The organism is Mesorhizobium sp. M0340 (assembly GCF_040321535.1).
Lineage (GTDB): Bacteria > Pseudomonadota > Alphaproteobacteria > Rhizobiales > Rhizobiaceae > Mesorhizobium.
The window spans coordinates 75,253-95,390 of the sequence record NZ_JAMYRR010000016.1 but is presented as its reverse complement, the minus strand read 5'-3'; the positions used below and the strand labels follow the sequence as shown (position 1 = coordinate 95,390).

Annotated in this window: 17 protein-coding genes and 1 pseudogene; all 18 read right to left on the bottom strand. The window is 61.5% G+C overall.

All coding sequences use genetic code 11. The features are described from left to right. Positions 1-66: 66 nt before the first annotated feature. Positions 67-504 carry a CBS domain-containing protein gene (locus NKI79_RS22240; protein ID WP_352804471.1) on the bottom strand — a complete coding sequence of 146 codons (438 nt, stop codon included), beginning with the start codon at positions 502-504 and terminating at the stop codon, positions 67-69. A gap of 137 nt (positions 505-641) precedes the next feature. Continuing rightward, positions 642-1,162: pseudogene (locus NKI79_RS22235) on the bottom strand (carboxymuconolactone decarboxylase family protein). 260 nt (positions 1,163-1,422) lie between these two features. Beyond that, positions 1,423-2,070 (bottom strand): HD domain-containing protein, encoded by a 648-nt coding sequence (locus NKI79_RS22230; protein ID WP_352804469.1) that lies wholly within the window; start codon positions 2,068-2,070, stop codon positions 1,423-1,425. Positions 2,071-2,121: 51 nt separating this feature from the next. Next, entirely contained in the window at positions 2,122-2,523 is a 402-nt protein-coding gene (locus NKI79_RS22225) for a cupin domain-containing protein (protein WP_352804466.1), read from the bottom strand. A 42-nt stretch (positions 2,524-2,565) separates the two neighbouring features. Then, the gene (locus NKI79_RS22220) at positions 2,566-3,324 is read right to left on the bottom strand and encodes an SDR family oxidoreductase (RefSeq protein ID WP_254818504.1); all 759 of its coding nucleotides are present in this window, start codon (positions 3,322-3,324) and stop codon (positions 2,566-2,568) included. Between the two features lie 65 nt (positions 3,325-3,389). Continuing rightward, positions 3,390-4,181, bottom strand: a complete 792-nt coding sequence (locus tag NKI79_RS22215) for an alpha/beta fold hydrolase (RefSeq protein ID WP_352804464.1) — start codon at positions 4,179-4,181, stop codon at positions 3,390-3,392. A gap of 458 nt (positions 4,182-4,639) precedes the next feature. Further along, on the bottom strand, positions 4,640-5,389 hold the full coding sequence (locus tag NKI79_RS22210; RefSeq protein ID WP_352804461.1) for a glucose 1-dehydrogenase: 750 nt from the start codon (positions 5,387-5,389) through the stop codon (positions 4,640-4,642). 163 nt (positions 5,390-5,552) lie between these two features. After that, positions 5,553-5,816: a hypothetical protein gene (locus NKI79_RS22205; RefSeq protein ID WP_352476715.1), complete on the bottom strand. Its 264-nt coding sequence runs from the start codon at positions 5,814-5,816 to the stop codon at positions 5,553-5,555. A 50-nt stretch (positions 5,817-5,866) separates the two neighbouring features. After that, complete coding sequence (locus NKI79_RS22200) at positions 5,867-6,688, bottom strand: alpha/beta fold hydrolase (protein ID WP_352804458.1); 822 nt, start codon at positions 6,686-6,688, stop codon at positions 5,867-5,869. 726 nt (positions 6,689-7,414) lie between these two features. Next, entirely contained in the window at positions 7,415-8,098 is a 684-nt protein-coding gene (locus NKI79_RS22195; protein ID WP_254818664.1) for a response regulator transcription factor, read from the bottom strand. After that, a complete protein-coding gene (locus tag NKI79_RS22190; RefSeq protein ID WP_254818501.1) occupies positions 8,088-8,477 on the bottom strand; it encodes a response regulator in 390 nt (129 codons plus the stop codon). Before NKI79_RS22190 ends, NKI79_RS22195 begins: the two co-directional genes overlap by 11 nt. A 2-nt stretch (positions 8,478-8,479) precedes the next feature. After that, the gene (locus NKI79_RS22185) at positions 8,480-9,121 is read right to left on the bottom strand and encodes a response regulator transcription factor (protein WP_352804455.1); all 642 of its coding nucleotides are present in this window, start codon (positions 9,119-9,121) and stop codon (positions 8,480-8,482) included. Next, positions 9,118-11,982, bottom strand: coding sequence for a sensor histidine kinase (locus NKI79_RS22180; protein ID WP_502909844.1), 2,865 nt, complete (start codon positions 11,980-11,982; stop codon positions 9,118-9,120). The genes NKI79_RS22185 and NKI79_RS22180 overlap by 4 nt, the downstream gene beginning before the upstream one ends. A gap of 365 nt (positions 11,983-12,347) precedes the next feature. Continuing rightward, positions 12,348-15,476 carry a PAS domain-containing protein gene (locus NKI79_RS22175; RefSeq protein WP_352804452.1) on the bottom strand — a complete coding sequence of 1,043 codons (3,129 nt, stop codon included), beginning with the start codon at positions 15,474-15,476 and terminating at the stop codon, positions 12,348-12,350. A 190-nt stretch (positions 15,477-15,666) separates the two neighbouring features. Next, the gene (locus NKI79_RS22170; RefSeq protein WP_352804450.1) at positions 15,667-16,755 is read right to left on the bottom strand and encodes an ABC transporter ATP-binding protein; all 1,089 of its coding nucleotides are present in this window, start codon (positions 16,753-16,755) and stop codon (positions 15,667-15,669) included. Between the two features lie 7 nt (positions 16,756-16,762). Continuing rightward, a complete protein-coding gene (locus NKI79_RS22165) occupies positions 16,763-17,815 on the bottom strand; it encodes a carbohydrate ABC transporter permease (RefSeq protein WP_352804447.1) in 1,053 nt (350 codons plus the stop codon). Beyond that, a complete protein-coding gene (locus NKI79_RS22160) occupies positions 17,812-18,834 on the bottom strand; it encodes a carbohydrate ABC transporter permease (protein ID WP_502909841.1) in 1,023 nt (340 codons plus the stop codon). Before NKI79_RS22160 ends, NKI79_RS22165 begins: the two co-directional genes overlap by 4 nt. Continuing rightward, positions 18,831-20,099 (bottom strand): ABC transporter substrate-binding protein, encoded by a 1,269-nt coding sequence (locus NKI79_RS22155; protein ID WP_352804445.1) that lies wholly within the window; start codon positions 20,097-20,099, stop codon positions 18,831-18,833. Before NKI79_RS22155 ends, NKI79_RS22160 begins: the two co-directional genes overlap by 4 nt. Between the last annotated feature and the right edge of the window lie 39 nt (positions 20,100-20,138).

Genomic DNA, 20,138 nt, shown 5'->3' with positions numbered 1-20,138 from the left:
TATTTTCTACTATATCTAAGAAGACGCCGATTCATACTTCCGTATATTCAATCGCGAGACCATGCTCTATTGGTAGCCGATCCCGCTGATGTAGTTGGCAAGCAGCCGTTCCTGCAGTTCCTCTTGTTTAAAGAGCGCCTTCATCGCATCACGGATATCTAGGACGCCTAGCGGTTTCGAGTCAGCCCCGAGCACCGGCACATTCTGCAGGCCTTGCGCGGCCATGGTCTGCCAGACTGAATGAAGATCATCATCGAGACCACAGGACGCGATGGACCGGCTCATCAATGCCGCAATCGGCGCTTCTGTTGGCCCTGAATTGGCCAGATGGCGGACAAGGTCGGACTTGCTCAGCACGCCTGCCGCCTCCCCACTGCCGTGGCACACCACGACCAGGCCTATTGCAGGCCTGGAAAGTGAGAGTGCCGCACTGCGGAGTGGAGCGTCGACATCGACCACCATAAGACGGGCCGATATTACTGGATGCAGACTGTCAATGCGCATGACGCCCTCCTGAGAGCGCCTCGCGGCCGCGGCCGGGAGGCTGAGATCGGTTCCAGTGTTGGTCGCCGAGCTCGGCGACTTTGCCCGGCCGCTCAGAATGGCTCACAAACAAGCGCCATTCTGACCCATTCCAAAGATTAGCTCAGTGCTGCTTTGCTCAGGCCAAACTTCGCATCGCCTGAGCCCGGGACGGGTTTGAAGCCGATGTTCAGACGGTTCCAAGAGTTGACCGCCATGACAACGAAGGTCAGATCGGAGATTTCCTTCTCGGAAAGCTGCGACCTGACCCGATCGTAGATCTCGTCCGGGACACCCTGCTCGGGCAACTTCGTCAAGACTTCCGTCCATGCCAAGGCTGCACGCTCGCGAGGAACGAACAAGGTCGAATCCCGCCAGGCTGCCAGGTGGTAAAGGCGCAGTTCGCGCTCGCCATGAATCTTTGCCTGTTTGACGTGCATATCGAGGCAGAAGGTGCACCCGTCAGCTGCGCGGCTCGGACGGCAACAAGATCCCGGATTGGCTCTTCGATCGACCCCTCTCGCGTCGCACCAAGAAATTCAATAAATTTCTTCAGAAGTTCGGGCGACTGCTCAGCATAACTCGCGCGTTGGGCGGCGGCTTTTCCTTTCGGAGCGACCGGTGACGCTGCAATATTCATTACTTTATCTCCTTGAGGTGTTTGCAATCCATTGCAGCGTAAGGATGACCGGCGAGCCAAATTGTTGCTATCGTGCCCGATGATATGTATGCCCTTCAATAGGTCGGCGCGCCTAAACCGAAGTATAGGAAGCGGTGGAACGCTGCCCTCGGCAATTCGCTTTGCCGCAGGCATGCGACAGGCGCACAGCGTTTTGGGTCATATGAAGGGGTCGGCTGAGCTGGCCGGCGTCGATCGGGAGACCTGGATCGAAACTGCGTTCACTCTTCGAAGGGAGCGTTCATCACAAGATCAACTGCTGAAGTCGCCTTGTAGCCTGAAACGAAGCGCTCGCCGAAGTCCCGGGCAAAGTTGTCGTAGGTGGTTTCGGGCCTGATCTCGGCGATATGGCAAAAGCATCGCGTCATCCGCCGCTTCATCCCGAGGCGCGGAAACTCACCGATGATCTTTGCAATCTCGGCTGACGAAATGAGGCTGTATTGCAAGCCGACGACATCGAGACAGATGCCGGCTGTGCAAAGCGCCACCTCAGCCTCCTTGTAGAGGCCGATCGACGGCGTCGAGTTGAGGGCGACGCTGTCCCAGATCAATTGGGCGCGCCGCTCGTCGAAGCCACCTTCCCGAACGAAGGTGCGGGCAAGATCGGCGCCTTCCACTTCGAAACGGCGCGGCCCGGCGAAGTCCTCATTGAGCGTGATGTCATGCAACAGGGTTGCAACGGCAACAACCTCCGCGTCGTGCTGGATATTCTGAATCTGTCCGATCCGGGCCGCGAAAAGCCAGGATCGGACCACGTGGTTGAACAGGTAGGGTTCACATCGCTGGCGGGCATGTTCGATCGCTCGGCCAACAAGCGGTGTATCGGGGACCAAAATCCCCGCAAGTGTGCGGCTGGCGATCGAATTCATGTCACTGACCGTCCTTTCGCATACGCCCCGATGGTCCCGGGGGCTACGATTTCATTTCGCGTTCGTCGTCAGTTCCGTCTCGCTGGTGTCGACGACGAAAACAGCAAGCAGACGAGCGCCTTCCGTCTTGCTGGCGTTTTCGCTGACGGCATGACGGTCGCCCGGGAATTCGGAGAAACTCTCGCCGGCGCGATAAGTCTTCACCGGCCCATCGTTGACCTGGCTTCGGATCGCCCCCTCCAGAACCGTGGCATAGATGAACGCGGATTTGGGATGGGTATGGGCCGGCGACGTACCCCCCGGCGCGTACTCGACGAGCACGGCCTTCATGCTCTTGCCGGGCACGTTTGGAAGGGCCTGGTCGTAGACAAGCTTCACGCTGGCGGCGTCATTGGCCATTGCTGCGGTGACGGAAGTGGCGGTGAGCGCGGCACAGAGAAGTGTTTTGATCATGTCTGGTCTCCTTGTTGTGAGAATGGCCTATCCGATGATTGCTTATTTCGGTGGCGTGTATCGGCTGAGCCAATCATCGAAACGCACGGCGCCGATGCGCGCATTCTCGCCGGGCACCAGCGTTCGGTCGTCGATTGCCACTTGGCCGTAGTAGAGCGCGCCGGGATCCGGGACGACTTTGCGCGGGTCGTTGGTGGCCTTCAGGAAGCGCTCGACAAGTTCGCTCATGCGAACACGCTCCGGGCCGGCAATTTCGATCATGCCGTTCAACGGCGCGGCAAGCGCGACGTCGGCCATCGCATCGGCAACATTATCAGCCGCCATGGGTTGGAAGTAGGCCGGCGACATATGAATGGTATCCCCGACGGCGCCCGTGTTTGCGATGGCGGCGGTGAATTCGAAGAACTGGGTGGCGTGAACGATGGTGTAAGGAATTCCGGACTCCCTGATCAGCTTTTCCTGAAGCAACTTGCCGCGGAAATAGCCCATGCCCTGCAGCCGGTCGGTACCGACGACCGACAGCGCCACGTGATGACGGACGCCGGCGGCCGTTTCGGCGGCAAAAAGATTACGCCCGGATGCCCCGAAGAACTCCAGGGCAGCCTTTTCCTCGAACGACGGCGAGTTCGCCAGGTCGACGACGACCTGCGCACCGGCAAGCGCGGCCGCCAGACCCTCTCCCGTAACGGTGTTGACGCCCGAATTCGGCGACGCCGCCAGCACGTCGTGTCCTTTGTTTCGCAGCCTCTCCACGGTCTTTGAACCGATCAGCCCGGTTCCGCCGATGACGACGATCTTCATGTCTAGTCTCCTGGTGTTGCGTGTCTATTTTCGTTGCTCGATCGGATGCAGGCGCTTCCAGCCTGCTACTGACTGACCGATGCAGCAGCATCCTCGATGAGTGACGTGACCTCGTCGGGATGCGAAACCATGAGCGCATGGGACGCACCCTCGATGACGACGGTCTTTACCGCGTGCGCACGCTTGGCCATGAAGCTCATGACGGCTGCCGGGATGTTGCGGTCATCCGAGCCGTAGATCATGTAGGACGGCAGCGTCTTCCATGAGGCGACGCCCGAGGTTTCAGCCAGAGCCGCCTGAGTAACGGGACGTTGAGTGGCAGCCATCAGCAAAGTCTGCTCTTGCGGAACGTCGGCGGCGAACTGGGCGCGGAACTTGGCCGGCTCGATGAAGAGGTCTTGCCCGCCGTCCGGCAACGCTACCGGAGCAAGCGCGCTCCCCAAGGTGCTGCCGGGAAACATGCTGGACAACGTAAGGCTCGATTCGCCGGTATCCGGCGCGAAACCCGCCACGTAGACCAACGCCTTTACATTGGGATTGCCATTGGCGGCCTCGGTGATGACAGGCCCGCCGTAGGAATGCCCCACCAGCACGACCGGCCCGGAAACCGACCGGACGATGGCTGAGACTGCTTTCGCATCGCTGGCAACGCCGCGGAGCGGATTAGCTGCGGCTATCGCTACATAACCGTCTTTGCTGAGCTTGGTGATGACTGCGTCCCAGCTCGACGATTCCGCGAAGGCACCGTGCACCAGTACGATCGTCGGCTTGGGCTGAGAATTGGCGGCCTGCGCCATCCCGCCGCTCGACGCGGCCAGCGCTGCGGTGAGCGCCAGGGCTCGAGTTATGTTTCGCATTTGCTTTCTCCCATGTGGCCTGTGGTGACCAATGCTCAGGAGAATGCGCCGACGCAGCCCGCCAACCTATTGTGCGGAAGGGTCTGTCATACAATGCCAAGGTGCAGGGTAGGTCACCGGGGAGATCAGGTGCCTGCAGCATAATTGAGGTCTCTGTGCCGGGTGTGCATTGTCGGCGGACGCCGGAACAGACACTGAGGGCGCGCGGCCGGAGCGCTGAGTTTGCAAGACGCCGCTGCCGCCGTGGCGAGACCTGGCGATCCGACTTCTCTTGCGCGTCGATCCCTGCAATGCGACTTGCTATTTACGTGGCTCAATTTGCGCCACGTCGACAAAACGTGTCGCCTCCGACCTATTTGGCGCGACTCGTGCGGCAGCTTCCCAAAAAATTTTCGTGAGGAAGACCGATTGCTCAGCCGATAACCGGCGGTCTATTGGCGCGATCTCGCAGTTATGGCTCAGAGCACTGCCATCCCGCCATCCACCCGCAGATTGATACCCGTGACGAAACTGCTCGCGTCCGAGGCAAGGAACAGAGCGGCTTTTGCCAGCTCGTCCGGGTGCCCCATCCGGCCCAGGGGTATTGCCTCCGCCATCGCCTTTTCAAACAGCCCGCGCTGCTCAAACGGTATGCCTAGCTTATCGAGAATAGCCGTATCCACCGGACCTGGGCTGAGCACGTTGACCCGGATGCCGCGAGACTTCAGTTCGATCGCCCAAGCGCGCGCAAAGGCATTTATGGCCGCCTTCGAGCCCGCGTAAACAGCATGACCGTCCAGAACCTTCTCGCTGGCGAGCGAGCCTGTGAGGATGATTGCGCCGCCGTTCCGCATGATCGGAATCAGCTTCTGGACGCCGAAGAAGACGCCTCGCGTGTTAACGGCAAATTGCGCATCATATTCTGCCTCGGAGACGTCGGCCGAGTGCGTGATGGTGTTTATGCCGGCGTTCGCCATATAGATGTCGAGCGCCCCAAACCTCTGGCGGATCTGCTGCGCTACCTCGTCATGGTGCGACACGTCGGCCACATTTCCCTGAATGCCCAGCGCGCCTGGTCCGATCTGTGCGACCGCCTCCTCGACCGCCTGCCGCCGGCGGCCGGTAATGACGACTTGCGCGCCCTCGGCCGCAAAGATTTTTGCAGCCGATAGTCCGATCCCGCTGTTTCCGCCGGTGACCACCGCGATCTTACCTGAGAGTGCGCCCATGTCGTTCCTGCCTTCGAAAAATTGTGCCGGTGCTGCTGCGATGGTCGCAACTGCTGGCCAAGAAAATTTCACGCCGAATTGAGACCGCCAAAATGAGCGGCAATCGCAAACGGCAAACTCCCGCCGATTAGCCAGTTCGACGTCCTCGAGGGCGCTTTGGCCTTCAAGGCGCGGCGGCGACCCCGGCGATCGCCTCCGCGCTGCACAGGCGCAGTTGCCCGAATGGCAGCGCTGTCGCGGCATATGTTTGCCGCCTTTGCCAGCGCTCCAACTCGATGGCGCAGTGGTTCGGTTCCACAATCCGGGACATGAGCCGACAGAACCGGCATTCAGGCCACCGCTCGGCTATGCGAGCGCACAAGGTTTGACCTGGCGCGCCACCTGAAATGCTGTTCAGGGCGCGCGAAATATTGCCAAAGGTGGTCATCGGCGGCTCCAAGGAAGTGCGGACAACATGCGGTCGTGTCTGAGGGCGTACTATCCTTTGATGAAGGCGAGCAGGTCAGCATTGACCTGATCCTGGTGCGTGGCCGTGATCCCGTGGGGCGCGCCGGGGTAGTAGATATCCTTTGCGCCTTTGATCAGTCGGGCCGACTTGACTGCCGAGTCCTTGACGGGGACGATCTGGTCGTCCTCGCCATGCAGGACCAGGGTTGGTACGTCGAACTTTTTGAGGTCCTCGGTAAAATCGGTCTCGGAGAACGCCTTGACGCTTTCGTACGCGTTGACGAGACCCGCCTGCATGCTCCAGAGCCAGAACTGATCCAGAGTCCCCTGGGAAACCTTAGCGCCCGGCCTGTTCGCGCCATAAAACAACGGTGCGAGGTCCCGGTAGTACTGCGAACGATCCTTGACGAGGCCAGCCCTTATGCCGTTGAATACCTCGATCGGCAGGCCTTCCGGATTGGCCGGCGTCTTCACCATGATCGGCGGAACAGCGGCGATAAGAACAGCCTTGGCCACCCGCTTCGTCCCGTGCCGTCCGATATAGCGAGCAACCTCGCCTCCTCCGGTGGAATGGCCGACCAGCGTGGCGTCCTGGAGATCCAGTGCCTCGATCACTGCTGCAAGATCGTCCGCATAGCCGTTCATGTCGTTGCCGGACGTCGCCTGGCTCGAGCGGCCATGGCCGCGCCGGTCATGCGCAACGACGCGAAAGCCGTTATGGGCAAGAAACAGCATCTGGCCGTCCCAGGCGTCGGAATTCAGCGGCCAGCCGTGCGAAAATGTGACGACAGGACCCTTGCCCCAATCCTTGTAGTAGATTTCGGTGCCGTCCTTGGTCGTGATGGTGCTCATCGTCTTGGTTCCTTTGATGGAGGGGAAGAGGAAAGCTTTTGTTTTCGGCTCGCGGCCGAAGCAGCGCGGGGCAGTCCGGCGGCTACCGTAGAGATCAGGCCTGCCAACAAGACATCGCGGCGAGATCCGCCGACGGAGAAAAGTCCGTCTTTGTTCATCATGTCCATCCATGTGCTTTGAACATCCTGCTCACCATCACGACCGTCGAGTCGGCCTGTGCGGTCGCGTTCGGGGAGGAGCGAGCGAGGAGCGGTAGAAACGCGACGGTCGTGATGGCTTGCGAGGAACAGGATGCACCGATCCGGGCCGCGAACCTATTCTACCGAAGCATCTGTCATACGATGCCAAGGTGCAGGGCAGGCACGCCGAGGATAGGGGCGGGCTAAGGCAAGCTCTTATAGACACACGTCAATTTAGGCTTGGGTAGCGGCGCGGGGACCGATGCGGCATGGCCGGCGTCAGTTGTTGCATGGAATGTTGCGAGTTTGTCGGTCAGGCTGGGGCCGCCAAGGAGCGCCGCTCAATGGTAACCGATGTTGGCGCGGGCCTTGCCGCGAAACACCCAACAGGACCACCGATGTACATCAGGATCACCCGCATCAGCACGAGCGTACCGACAGCAGGAAGGCCTGGGGCGCGCAGAGGAAGCAATTTCCCGCAGCCTGAAGCAGCCGGGCGCGCCGGGCGATCCTATTGGATGGGGCACGGATCGGCTTGTGCCAAATTCTAGGCCTGGCGCATCGGCGCGGGCAGCGTTTCCCATGTCCTGATCAGCTCGCCGATGGAAGCGGCCTCCATCTTGCGCATGACATTGCCGCGATGCAGCTTGACCGTCACTTCACTGATGCCGAGGTCGAAGGCGATCTGCTTGTTGAGGCGTCCGCGCGCCACTTCTCGCAGAACCTCGCGCTCGCGCGGCGTCAGCGTCTCGACCCGCTCTACATTGCGCTTGACGATCACCGCATCCGCCCGCCGCTTGGCGTCCACCGCAATGCCCGTGATCACGGCGTCAAGCAGCGTTTGATCCCGCACCGGCTTGGTGAGAAAGTCCACGGCGCCGGCCTTCATCGCTTGGACAGTCATCGGGATGTCGCCATGCCCGGTCAGGAAGATGATGGGTTTGGGGTTGCCGTTTTTCGCAAGATGGTGCTGCAGATCGAGACCGCTCGTCCCCGGCATGCGCACGTCGAGGATCAAGCAGCCGGGACTTTCCAACACATCGGCGTCAAGCAATTCGCGGGTCGAGGTAAAGCTGACCGGCAGGAAACCCGCCGACAGGATCAATTCCGACAGCGCCTCCCGAACAGAGGCATCATCATCAACAATAATGACAAGCGGCTGCTCGGCTTCAGCCCTCCGCTGCTGTGATGACGGCGTCGATCTCCGTAATGGCAATTGGTCAACTGTCATGTTTAGGCTCCGTTTTTGGGTTGCGTAAAGCATCGCCGATCGCCGCAAGCAGGGCCTGGCCATCGAAGGGCTTGCAGAAAAGCCCGCCAATGCCCTTGGCGCGGTGCTGATCCACTATCTCGTGGCGACCGGTGATCAGGAACACAGGCAGGTCCGGACGCGCCTTCTTGACCAGGTCACGAAGTTCAAAGCCGTCCATGCCGGGCATCCCGATGTCGGTGATGAGCATGTCCAATCCAGACAGGCCGCTGACCAGCAATGCCCCCGGCGACGAGAAGCTGCGGGCCACATAGCCGGCGGACTCCAAGAGGTCCTCCAGCGACTCGAGCAGTCTTGGGTCATCGTCGACAATCGCAACGACAGGCCTCCGCTTGCTCACCCTCAGCTCCCCCCTGCCCGGCGCGAGTGCGTGATCGGTATTCCCAATCGCTCGGCGATGCGCACTAGGTCGGCGAGCGACGCCGCGATCATCTTCTGCATGACGTTCCTTCTATGAATTTCCAGCGTAACTTCGCTGATCCCTAGTTCAGCGGCGGCCTGCTTGTTGAGCAGGCCGCTGACCACCAGCGGCAGCACCTCACGTTCGCGCGGCGTCAGCTCAAGATAACGTTGCTTCAACACGCCCAGCTCGGCGCGCTCCGATCGCTGTACCCGATCCTGGGCAATCGCCGCATGGATTGCGGCCATGAGGTCTGCATCGCTGAAGGGCTTGGTCAGGAAATCCACGGCGCCGTGCTTGATCGCACGCACCGAGGACGGGATATCGCCATGTCCTGTCAGGAAAACGATCGGCGGATGATCGCCCTCGGCAATCTGCCGCTGCAGATCGAGGCCGTTAATATCCGGCAACTCGATATCGAGGATGAGGCAGGCAGGGACGTCCGGCTTGTCAGCGCGGATATAATCGCCCGCCGATCCGAACGCTGCGGCGCGCATGCCATGTGCGGCCAGCAGCTCACTGAGCGCCTCGCGGATGCGTTCATCGTCATCTACGATGAAGACAATTTGGCCGTCCGTCGTCATGACGCCGCTTCCATTTCAACCGGCAACGTGAAGATAAACGTCGCTCCACGTGGTTCGTTCTTCTCGACCCATAGACGCCCGCTGTGGGACTCGATGATCGAACGGCAGATCGCCAGTCCCATGCCCATCCCTTGCTCTTTCGTGGTAAAGAACGCTTCGAATATCCGGTCGGGAAACTCGACGCCCCGGCCGCGATCTCTGACTTCGGTCTGGACAACATCCCCGATATGGCGCACGCGGATGCTGATAACTCCGTCATCCGCACCAGAGTCCATCGCCTCCATGCCGTTGCGAACGAGATTGACCAGAACCTGCTGGATCTGGACGCGATCGAGCGCGACTAGCGGAATGTCGCTTTCGACATCAACGCTGATGCGAACGCCCCGCCGCATCGCTTCCTCGGTCACGAGGTCGCGTGCTTCTGCGATGACACTGCTGAGCGCCGCATTGGTCCTCGTCTCGGTGGATTGCTTGAACAGCGCGCGGATGCGGCCGACGACGTCCGCCGCCGAATTGGCGTCCCGGATAATGCGCTCGGCCGTAATCTTCGCACGTTCGACGTTCGGCGGGACGGCGCCCAGCCAACGGTGGCATGCATGGGAATTGGCGACGATCGCGGCCAGCGGCTGATTCACCTCGTGCGCGATCGAAGCGGAAAGCTCGGCGAGACTTGCAGCCTGAGTGGCTTGCGCGAGTTTGTCGGAGGCTTGTCGCAGCGCTTCCCGCGCGCGCACCTCTTCGTCGATGTCGAGGGAAACCCCGTACCATTGCACAACCGCCCCGTCTTCATCACGCCGCGGCTCGACCCTGCACTCCGCCCAGCGATAGCCATCTTTTTCGCGCCAGCGAAACCGCATCGCGGAACCGCCGCCTGTTTCGAAACAGGTCAGCAACGTGCGCAGCACCTCGGGAGCATCTTCGGGATGAACCAGTTCTTGCAGCAATTCCTCGATGCGCGGCTCTCCGAGTGTTTCGACATTGGCGATGACGGCGCGGAAATGGTCTTGGTATCGCTTGTTGAAGTAGACCGGCCCGCCGGTCGGCACCGCGCTCCAAATGCGGACCGGCACAGCGTCGATCATCTGCTGAAGCTGCAATTCGCTCCGCCGCAGCGCCTCTTCGGCTTGCATCTGATCGTCTATGTCGTGACAGAGGCCGTACCACTGCACGATCAGGCCAGCGTGATCGCGCATCGGCTCTGCCCGACTCGACATCCAGTGATAGACGCCATCGGCGCGGCGCAGGCGATACCTCATGGAGAAGCGCTCGCCGGTAGCAAGGCAGTGACTGAGCGTGTCGCCGAATGCTGCTGCGTCGTCCGGATGGACGGTGGCCGCTATCATCGCCGCCAGCCGGCCGATGCCCTGTTTGTCCAAATCCGTTACGTCAAGGCCGAGAAAGTCGACCATTCGCTTGTTGAAAAAGGTCGGCTCGCCGTCCGGCGTCAGGCGCCAAACGTGGCTCGGAACCATGTCGACAAGCTGCGAGAGCTCCCGCTCCCGGTCGCGCAATGCCTCCTGCGCGCGCACCTCATCGTCGATGTCGATGCTGGCCGTGTACCATTGGACGATCGCTCCACTCTGGTTCCGCAGCGGCTCGGCGCGGCCTTCCCTCCAGCGGTAGACACCGTCAGCGCGACGCAGGCGATACCGTATGGGACAGGGTTCGCCGGTGGCGAGGGAGCGGCTGAGCCATTCTCTCATCCTGGGTCCATCGTCGGGATGGACGGCTGCCGCGACTACGGTCGCCAGGCGGCTCGTGCCCGGCTTGTCCCAGCCCGCGATGTCGTTGAGGCCGATATAGTCTGTCGTGCGCTTGCTGAAGAAGGTTGGTTCGCCGTTGGGCGCCATGCGGGCGATGTGAGCGGGGATCATTTCGACCAGCAACGAGAGTTCTCGCTCCCGCTCCCGCAAGGTCTCCACACTTTGGCGCAAAGTGAGCACCGCCGCCTGATGCTGCCTGGAAATGGCGGCCACGACGAGCGCCGAAAATGCAGAGATGCCCAGAAAAAGCTGCAGCATGATCTGGTTGTGCTTCTGGGACTCGGGATCGCCGGCAAATTGGCTGGCGCCGGATATCGTGAATACCGCCGTGATCAGAGCGAGAACGGTCAATGCTACGGCGGCGCCTCGGAACTCAAAGCGCACCGCGGCCCAAAGAAGAGGCGGCATGATGATGTAGGCGAACGGCAGATAGCCGCTCAAGGAAAGGGCGGCGATCCCAAGAAAGATCAGCCCTAGGACGCAAGCTTCCATCCACCGCGCTGCCGAGAGCTGCGCCTTGCCGCGCCAGTTCTGGAACACGACCAGCGCCAGTGGCGCTACGATCAGGACTCCCGTCGCGTCTCCGATCCACCACAGCGGCCAAGCCGTCGCAAAGCTTTGCGATTGTATGCCAAACCACGCAAGCGCCGCACTTCCGACCGTGGCGCTTGCAACCGGCGCAACTCCAGCGGCCAGTACGACGAATGCGAGGACGTCCCGCAACGTTTCCAGCCGAACTGGGCGCTTGCAGGTCTGGTTCACAAGCCATGCCCCGGTCACCGCTTCAAGAGCATTGCCGGCAAAGATCAGGAAGGCCGCGGGCAGCGGAGTGTGGAACCACAAGAAGTTGCTGAACAGTTCTGCCACACAGGCCCCCAGCACCCACCACGGCCAGCTATACCTGGAGGCGAAGACAAGCGTAGCGATGAAAAGCCCGCTCGGAGGCCAAATGGAAATCCCTGTTCCAGGTATGATTGCGAGCGACTGGGCGAAGCCGCAGCCCAGGACATAGGCCGTAATAAAAAGCCCCAGATGCGAGAATTGAGGACGGTGCGACCAGACGCGCGACAACCTGCCTCTTTCAAGATCGCTGATCATGTTGCCGCGAATCAGGCCCGGTTCATTCGTCGCGAAAGGTCGGCCACTTCCCGGTCCGGATCGGTCCAACTCATGCGTTAACGCGAGCGTTGCGTTGGAATCGGTCTCGCCAAGTGAGTTGGGCGCTATCGTCATCGGGTGCCCCTGACGGACAAACAAAGTCTGGAGATTGTCGGCGCTTCGTGTAGCACTTGTTCTTGATAGCTGGACTGGGCTGACGGACTCACGTCGCCACCCTAATCCCGCCACGCCCCAACCGCACCTCATGGAAATCCATGCATTGCACAGGGCGGCGGCGCCCCTTCACCGAGAGCCGAAAAACCAAGCCTTACTGAGCGCCGCCGGTGGCCGAGGTGTCGCCCGACTTATTGCGCAGCTTTCGCTTCAACCGGGAGGGTGAAGATGAATGTCGCCCCACGCGGCACGCTATTTTCCACCCAAAGGCGGCCGCCGTGAGACTCGATGATCGAACGGGAGATCGCGAGCCCCATGCCCATCCCGTTCCCTTTCGTTGTAAAGAACGGCTCGAATATCTTGTTAGGACGTTCGATACCCGGGCCTCGGTCGCTGACCTCGGTCTGGATCGTGTCCTCTATCCGGTGCACGCGCATCCCAAGAACCTTGTCGCCCGCGGTGGTGTCCATCGCCTCCATGCCGTTGCGAATGAGGTTGACCAGGACCTGCTGGATCTGGACGCGATCGAACGCAACCAGCGGAAGGTTGCTTTCGACGTCGATGTCCATGCGAACGCGACGCCGCATGGCTTCCTCGGCCATAAGGTCACGGGCTTCCGCAACGACGCTGGGGATCGGCGTGCTGGTTCTCATTTCAAGCGAAGGTCTGAACAAGGCACGGATGCGGCTGACGACATCCGCCGCCGAGTTGGCGTCGCGGATGATGCGCTCGGCCGTGATCTTCGCGCGCTCGACGTTCGGGGGCTCGGCGGACAGCCAACGGTGGCATGCGTTCGAGTTGGCGACGATGGCGGCCAGCGGCTGGTTCACCTCATGAGCGATGGATGCGGAGAGTTCGGCAAGGCTCGCCGCCTGACTCGCACGCGCAAGTCTCTCTTGTGCCAGTCGAAGCTCCTCTTGTGTCCGCACCTCATTTTCGATGTCGAGGCAGATAACGTTCCACTGCACTATGGCGCCTTCAGCATTGCGCATCGGCGCGGCACGCGTCTCGACCCAGCGATATTCACCATCGAAGCGCCGCAGACGGTGCCGTCGCGCATACGGCTCGCCTGTGGCCAGACAATGGGCATATCTTTCTTTGACACCTGTCAGGTCGTCCGGATGAACACCGGCGTCGAGTGTGCCAGCCAGCCGCGACTTTCCCGCTTCGTCCAATTCCTCAAGATTGTATCCGAGGAATTCGCGGAGCTGCTGGCTGCGATATATCGGTTCGCCATCCGGCGCGGCGCAATCGATCATTGCCGGCAGCGTTTCAACGAGCTGCCAGAGAGCGCGTTCTCTCTCGCGCAGCGCCGCTTCGACGCGCAGCTGATCGTCGATGTCGTGCGTAAGACCGTACCACTGGACAATGCGTCCGCCGTGATCCCGCAGCGGCTCCGCGCGGCCCTCCATCCAACGATAAACGCTATCGGCACGGCGCAGGCGATACCTCATGAAGAAGCGCTCGCCGGTGGCAAAGCAGCTGTCGAGTGCTTCCTTCAGGCTGGCTGCATCGTCGGGATGGACGACGGTGGCAATGAAGGCCGCCAGCAGGCTCATGTCCGGCTTTTCCGCGTCCGCTATGTCCAGGCCGAGAAAATCTATCAGGCGCTTGTTGAAGAAGGTCGGCTCACCGTTGGGAGACAGCCGCCAGAGGTAGCTCGGAACCATGTTGACGAGTTGCGAGAGCTCTCGTTCCCGGTCGTGCAACGCCGCTTGCGTGGTCACCAGGTCATGGATGTCGACGCTCACACCGTACCATTGGAGAATGCTGCCATCTTCGTCGCGCAGCGGCTCGGCGCGAGTCTCGGTCCAGCGATAGCCGCCGTCGGCCCGCCGTTGGCGATATCTCTGAACGTAAGGCACGCCCGTTGCGAATGAATGGCGGATCGCCTGCCGTGCGGTGTCGATATCGTCTGGATGGATGACGCTCAGCGACGGCGAGCCGTCCGGGGCCGTGATGTCATGGAGCGTGGCCCCGGTTACATCGGTGAACCGCTTGTTGACGTAGGATGGCGTCCCTTCCGGTGTCGTACTCCAGATCAAAGCGGGCACGGTGTCGATAAGCTGCTGAAGGCGCCGCTCACTTTTGCGCAACGCCGCCTGCGCGCGCACCTCATCGTCGATGTCGAGAGAAACCCCGTACCACTGCACGACCGTTCCGTCGTCATCGCGCCGCGGCTCGACCCTGCACTCAGCCCAGCGATAGGTGCCGTCTTTTTCGCGCCAGCGAAACCGCATCGCGGAGCCGCCGCCAGTTTCGAAACACCTCAGCAACGTGCGCTGCACCTCGGGAGCATCTTCGGGATGAATCACCTCGTGCAGCAACGTTTCGATTCCCGGCTCGCCGAGCGCGTCAAAGTTCGCGATAACGGAGCGGAAATGGTCCTGGTATCGCTTGTTGAAGTAGACCGGCCCGCCGGTCGGCATCACGCTCCAGATACGGACCGGCACGGCGTCGATCATGTGCCGAAGTTGTTGCTCGCTCTGCCGCAACGCCGCTTCGGCGTGCATCTGATCGTCTATATCGTGACAGAGGCCGTACCACTGGACGATGCGGCCGGCGTCATCGCGCATCGGCTCCGCCCGGCTCGACATCCAGCGATAGACGCCATCGGCACGGCGCAGGCGATAGCGCATGGCGAAGCTCGCACCGGTAGCGAAGCAACCACGGAGTGCATCGCCGAATGCTGCCGCGTCGTCCGGATGAACGGCGGCCTGTATCATCGCCGCCAGCCGGCTCATGCCCGGTCGGTCCAGATCCGCTACGTCGAGGCCAAGAAAGTCAACCATGCGCCCATTGAAGAAGATCGGCTCGCCGTCGGGATCGAGCCGCCAGATGTGACTCGGGACCATATCCACGAGCTGCGAGAGTTCCCGCTCCCGGTCGCGCAATGCTGACTCGGCCCGCTTCTGATCCTCAATGTCTATTGTCGTGCCGTACCATTGAATGATGCGCCCCTGGCTATCGCGAAAAGGTCGTCCTGAGCTTCGAAACCAGCGATAGACGCCATCGGCGCGCCGCAGACGATGCTCGGTATCATAGGGATCGCCGGTTTCGAGGCAATGCCGCCATCTGGCGGCTACAGGATCATAATCGTCGGGATGGACAGCTCGACGCCAGCCGAACTCATCGTCGTCTTCGGAAGTGTTGAGATCCTCATGCGCGTTGCCGAGGAACGCCAGGGTGTTTGGGCTGACATAGGTGAATCTTCCGGCGGCATCGGCTGCCCACGCGTGGCCGGGCATGCTCTCGATGATTTGCAGCGCGAGCGTTGCTTCGGGGTCGATTTCGCCAAGTGAGTTGGACGCTGCTGTCATTGGCTTCTCCTGTCGGACAAAAAAGCCTGGGGAGGGTCAGCGCTTGATATAGCACTTGTTTTCAATATCTGGACAGGCGAACTCACCGCCTAAATCTAGTTCCGCCATGCCTCGGCTGCATCTCATGGAAATCCATGTATTGCGCGGAGATATCGCCGCTACGAGGCCCTAACGATGGCCTCGCGCGAGGCTAACGCGGTGGAACGCGCAGCCCGGCGGCATCGAAGAGATGCATGCGCTCCGGCGGCAGAGCGAGGTTGATCGGCGGCCCTTGCGTTTCAACGCCCTGCTGCTTGAGAACGGCGATCAGTTTGCTGTCGCCGGCAATGGTGGCGTGGACAACGGTTTCCGGTCCCAACGCCTCGGCCAGCGTTACCCGCGCTTCCACCGATCCCTTGCTGCCATTCGAAAGTTGGATGTCGTGTGGCCGGATGCCAAGCGTCGCGTCGTCTCCCGGTTTCAGCGCGACCCCATCGGCCGCGATCGAGGCTGAGAGCCCGCCTGGACCTTCGACACGCACCTCGGCGCCGCTTGCCGAACGCACCTTCACCGGCAGCAGGTTCATCCGCGGCGCACCGATGAAGCCGGCGACGAACAGGTTGGCCGGAGCGTTGTAGAGATCGAGCGGCCGGCCGACCTGTTCGATCCGCCCCGAGCGCATGACCACGATGCGGTCCGCCAGCGTCATCGCCTCGATCTGGTCATGGGTGACGTAGATCATCGTGGTTGCCAGCCGCCGGTGCAGGCCCGCCAGTTCAGCGCGCATGGTGATACGCAGTTCGGCATCGAGGTTGGACAGCGGTTCATCGAGTAGAAAGGCGGTCGGATTGCGCACCACCGCACGGCCGATTGCCACGCGCTGCTTCTGGCCGCCCGACAGTTGACCGGGCCGGCGGTCGAGATAGGGAGCGATTTCCAGCATGCGCGTCGCTTCCGTGATCCGCGCGTCGATCTCGGCTTTGGGCATACGGATGTTTTCGAGGCCGAAGGCGAGGTTCTGGCGCACGCTCATGTGCGGATAGAGCGCGTAAGACTGAAACACCATTGCCAGACCGCGCTGCGCGGCCGAAACGTTGGTGACGTCGACCCCGTCGATCTCGATCTTGCCGTCGGTCGGTCGATCGAGCCCGGCAATCAGCCGCAGCAACGTGGACTTGCCGCAACCCGACGGGCCGACGAGGACCAGCATCTCGCCGTCACCGACGTCGAGGTTGATGCCGTGCAAGATCTTCATCTTGCCGTAAGCGCGATCGATGTTGGTCAGCGTTATCCGTCCCATGACATCCTCACTTCAGCCCGGTGCCGGCAATGCCGGAAGTGATGTAACGCTGCAGGAAGACGAAGACGAGGACGACGGGGATCATCGTCACCACGGTCATCGCCAAGATGTAGTGCCACTGCACGTTTAGCTGGCCGGCATAGGTGTTGAGGCCGACCTGGAGTGTGTAGAGTTCCTTGCGCGACAGCACCACCAGCGGCCACAGAAAGTCGTTCCAGCGCCAGACGACCGAGAAGATCGCCAGCACGGCGAGCGCCGGTGCTGCAAGCGGCAATACGATGCGCCAGTAGATCTGCCATTCGGAAGCGTTGTCCATGCGCGCCGCATCGAGCAGCTCGTCGGGGATGGTCAGCATATATTGGCGCAGCAGGAAGACGCCGGTTGGCGTCGCCACGGTCGGCAAGATCACGCCCCACAGCGAATCGAGCAGCCCAACGGCACCCACCACCGAATAGAGCGGCACCAGGATGACCGACAGCGGCACCATCAGCGTACCGACGATAACAAGCATCGTCAGATCGCGGCCGCGGAACTTGTATTTCGACAAGGCGAAGGCGGCCATCGAATTGGTGAGCAGCGTGATCAGCGTCGCCATTGCCGTCACAAAAATCGAATTGCGCAGATAGCGCAGGAAGTCGAAATGGACGAAGGGCTCGGTGTAGTTCTCCGTCGCGAAGCCGATTTCGCGCACCGGCTGCCGGTCGGCGATGTTGATCTTCACGACATCGTTCGGCGCCTGCGGGTCCACCATCTGCGCCATGATGCCGATGCGCCGCACCTCGGCCAGCACCTTGGTCGAACCATCCGGTAGCTTCACCTTGTAGAGGGTCAGCGGTTTGTCGTAGCCTTCGACCCTCGCCTGTTGGCTGACATAAGGCATTATGGTCGGCGGGAACTCGGCGAGCTGTGCCGGCGTCTTGAATGACGAACCCACCAGCCAGATGGCCGGACCGAACATGATGACAACGCCGCCGAGCAGCCACAGCCAGCTCACGATATCCGTCCAGTGCCAGCCGCGACCGCCGCGCCGGCGGGTCAGGAATGTCACGACCCGGCTCATTCGCGGGCTCCTTTCCGCTCACCCCGGCGTCCGACCTGCAGCTGAACCAGGGTGAGTACGACCAGCACCAACCCCATCAGGATCGAAGCCGCCGAAGCCAGCCCCGGATTGCGCAACAGGGAGGCGAAGCCGATCTCATAGATATACTGCGTGATATAGAGGGTCGAACTTCCCGGCCCTCCACCCGTCAGCACATAGACTTCGTCGAAGATCTGCACGGCGCGGATCAGCGTCAGTACGATGACGACAAGCAGATTCGGCATCAGCAGCGGCAGCGTGATGCGCCAGAACACCCGCGCCGGCTTCGTGCCGTCCATCTCGGCCGCTTCGTAAAGGTCGCGCGGGATCGCCTGCAATCCGGCAAGCAGGATGAGCGTGTAAAAGCCCATATGTGCCCAGACCGAAACGCTGACGGCGGCGGTGAAGGCCCAGAAACGGTCCGTCAGCCAGTTGTGCGGCTCGCCGCCCAGATCATGGACGATCAGGTTGAGCAGGCCTTGGCGCTGGAGGATCCAACGCCAGATCAGGCCGGTGACGACGGGCGACAGCAGCACCGGAAAGAAGAACACCGCGCGCCAGAAGCTGCGCCCGACGATCTCGCGGTTGAGAATCAGCGCTGTCGCCATCGACACGACCGTCATCAGCGCCACCTGCACGACGACGAACAGGCCCGTATTGTGCACGGCCTTCCAGAAGAGATCCTCATGGCAAGTGGCAGTGTCCAGGTAGTTGCCGCAATCGAGCAGCCGCTGGTATTGCTCGAGCCCCACATAGGTTCGGTCCTGCAGGAAGTAGGCCGTTCCCGACGTGGCCGAATAGAAGAAGTTGATGATCATCGGCACCAGGACGAAAATGCCGAAGATCGCCATGTTTGGGGCGAGGAAGAACGCGGCCATGCCACCGGTGCCCGTCGCGCGCTGCCAGAACTTCAGCGGCACGTTGACGATCGATGCCAGCCAGACGACCGGCGCCGCGAGCGCGGCGCCAGTCCATGCCTTCAGTGTCGCGGCGGCGGTCACTTCGCCTCGGCAACCTTGTCGGCGATATCCTGGTCGATCCTGCCCCAGGCATCGTCGAGGCTGAGTTCGCCGGCCATCACTTGGCTGACGCGCGTCACCAGCGCGGCGAAGTAAGCGTTGGCCCACTTCCACGGCGGCAGCGCATCGGCCGCCGGCAGGGTTTCACCCGCCGCCTTGACGAACTTGTCGAGCGCCGGACCGACGTTCTTGTCGGCCGAGACCCATTTCAGCCCGCCCTTGTCTACGACGCCCTTGTGCGCGGGCAGAAACAGCGTGCGCTCGCTGAATTCTTTCACCGCGTCTTCACGGGCCAGATAATCCATGACCTTGGCGACGTCCTTGGGATTCTTGGTGTATTTGATGGCAACCAGCGCCGCGCCGCCCTTCACGCCCGAACATCCTGCGGTACCGCAGGGCGAGCCGGTTGCCACCCAGTCGAAACTATCGCCGATCTTGGTCGACAGATTGGCGACCTGCCAGCTGCCCGAATAGTAGAATGGGATCTGGGCGTTGATGAAGTCGTCGGCGGCCGCGCGATAGGTCGAGCCTGCCGCCGACACCCAGGTATCCTTCAGCATCAGGCCCTTGGCGGTCCAGTCGACGAGCTTGCCGACGAACGCCTTGGTGCCGTCGTCCACTTTCGCCGGCATGCCATCGGGGCCGATATAGTTCGCTCCGAAGGAGACATTCGGACCCGAAATGCGGTGACCGGAACGGTCGATGGCGAAGGCAGCCGGAAGCTGCTGGCTCTTCGCCACCTCGGCGGCGGCGGCGATCCAGTCGTCCCAGGTCGCCTTGTCACCGGGCAGCGGCACGCCGGCCTGTTCGAACAGCGTCTTGTTGGCGAAGCCGCCAGTGAGCGTGAGCTGGGTCATGAAACCCGGGATGGCGTTGGAGCCATCGGGGCGCATCCAGTCCAGCGTGTCAGCGAAATTGGCCTCCCAATATTTCGGATCGGCCACCAGTGGCCTGAGATCGAGCCAGTGCTGGGCAAGCTCCTTGATGTTCGTGACGCGGGCGATGTCCGGCCCCTGGCCGGCTTCGAGCTGGATGGGCAGCTGCTCCTGGATCACCTTGTAGGCGACGTTGTCGAGCGTGACGTGGATGTCGGGATTGTCCTTCATGAAGCGGTTCAGAATGTCCTGGATGACATCGCCCTCGACACCGTCCGAATACCACATGATGCGCACGTCGCCGGCAAACGCGCTGGTCGATGCGAGCAGGCTGACCGATAGCGCGGCCAGCAAAGTGCGGGTCTTATTCATGCTTCGTCTCCTCCTTTACCAGGGCGGCGCCCCGATGGT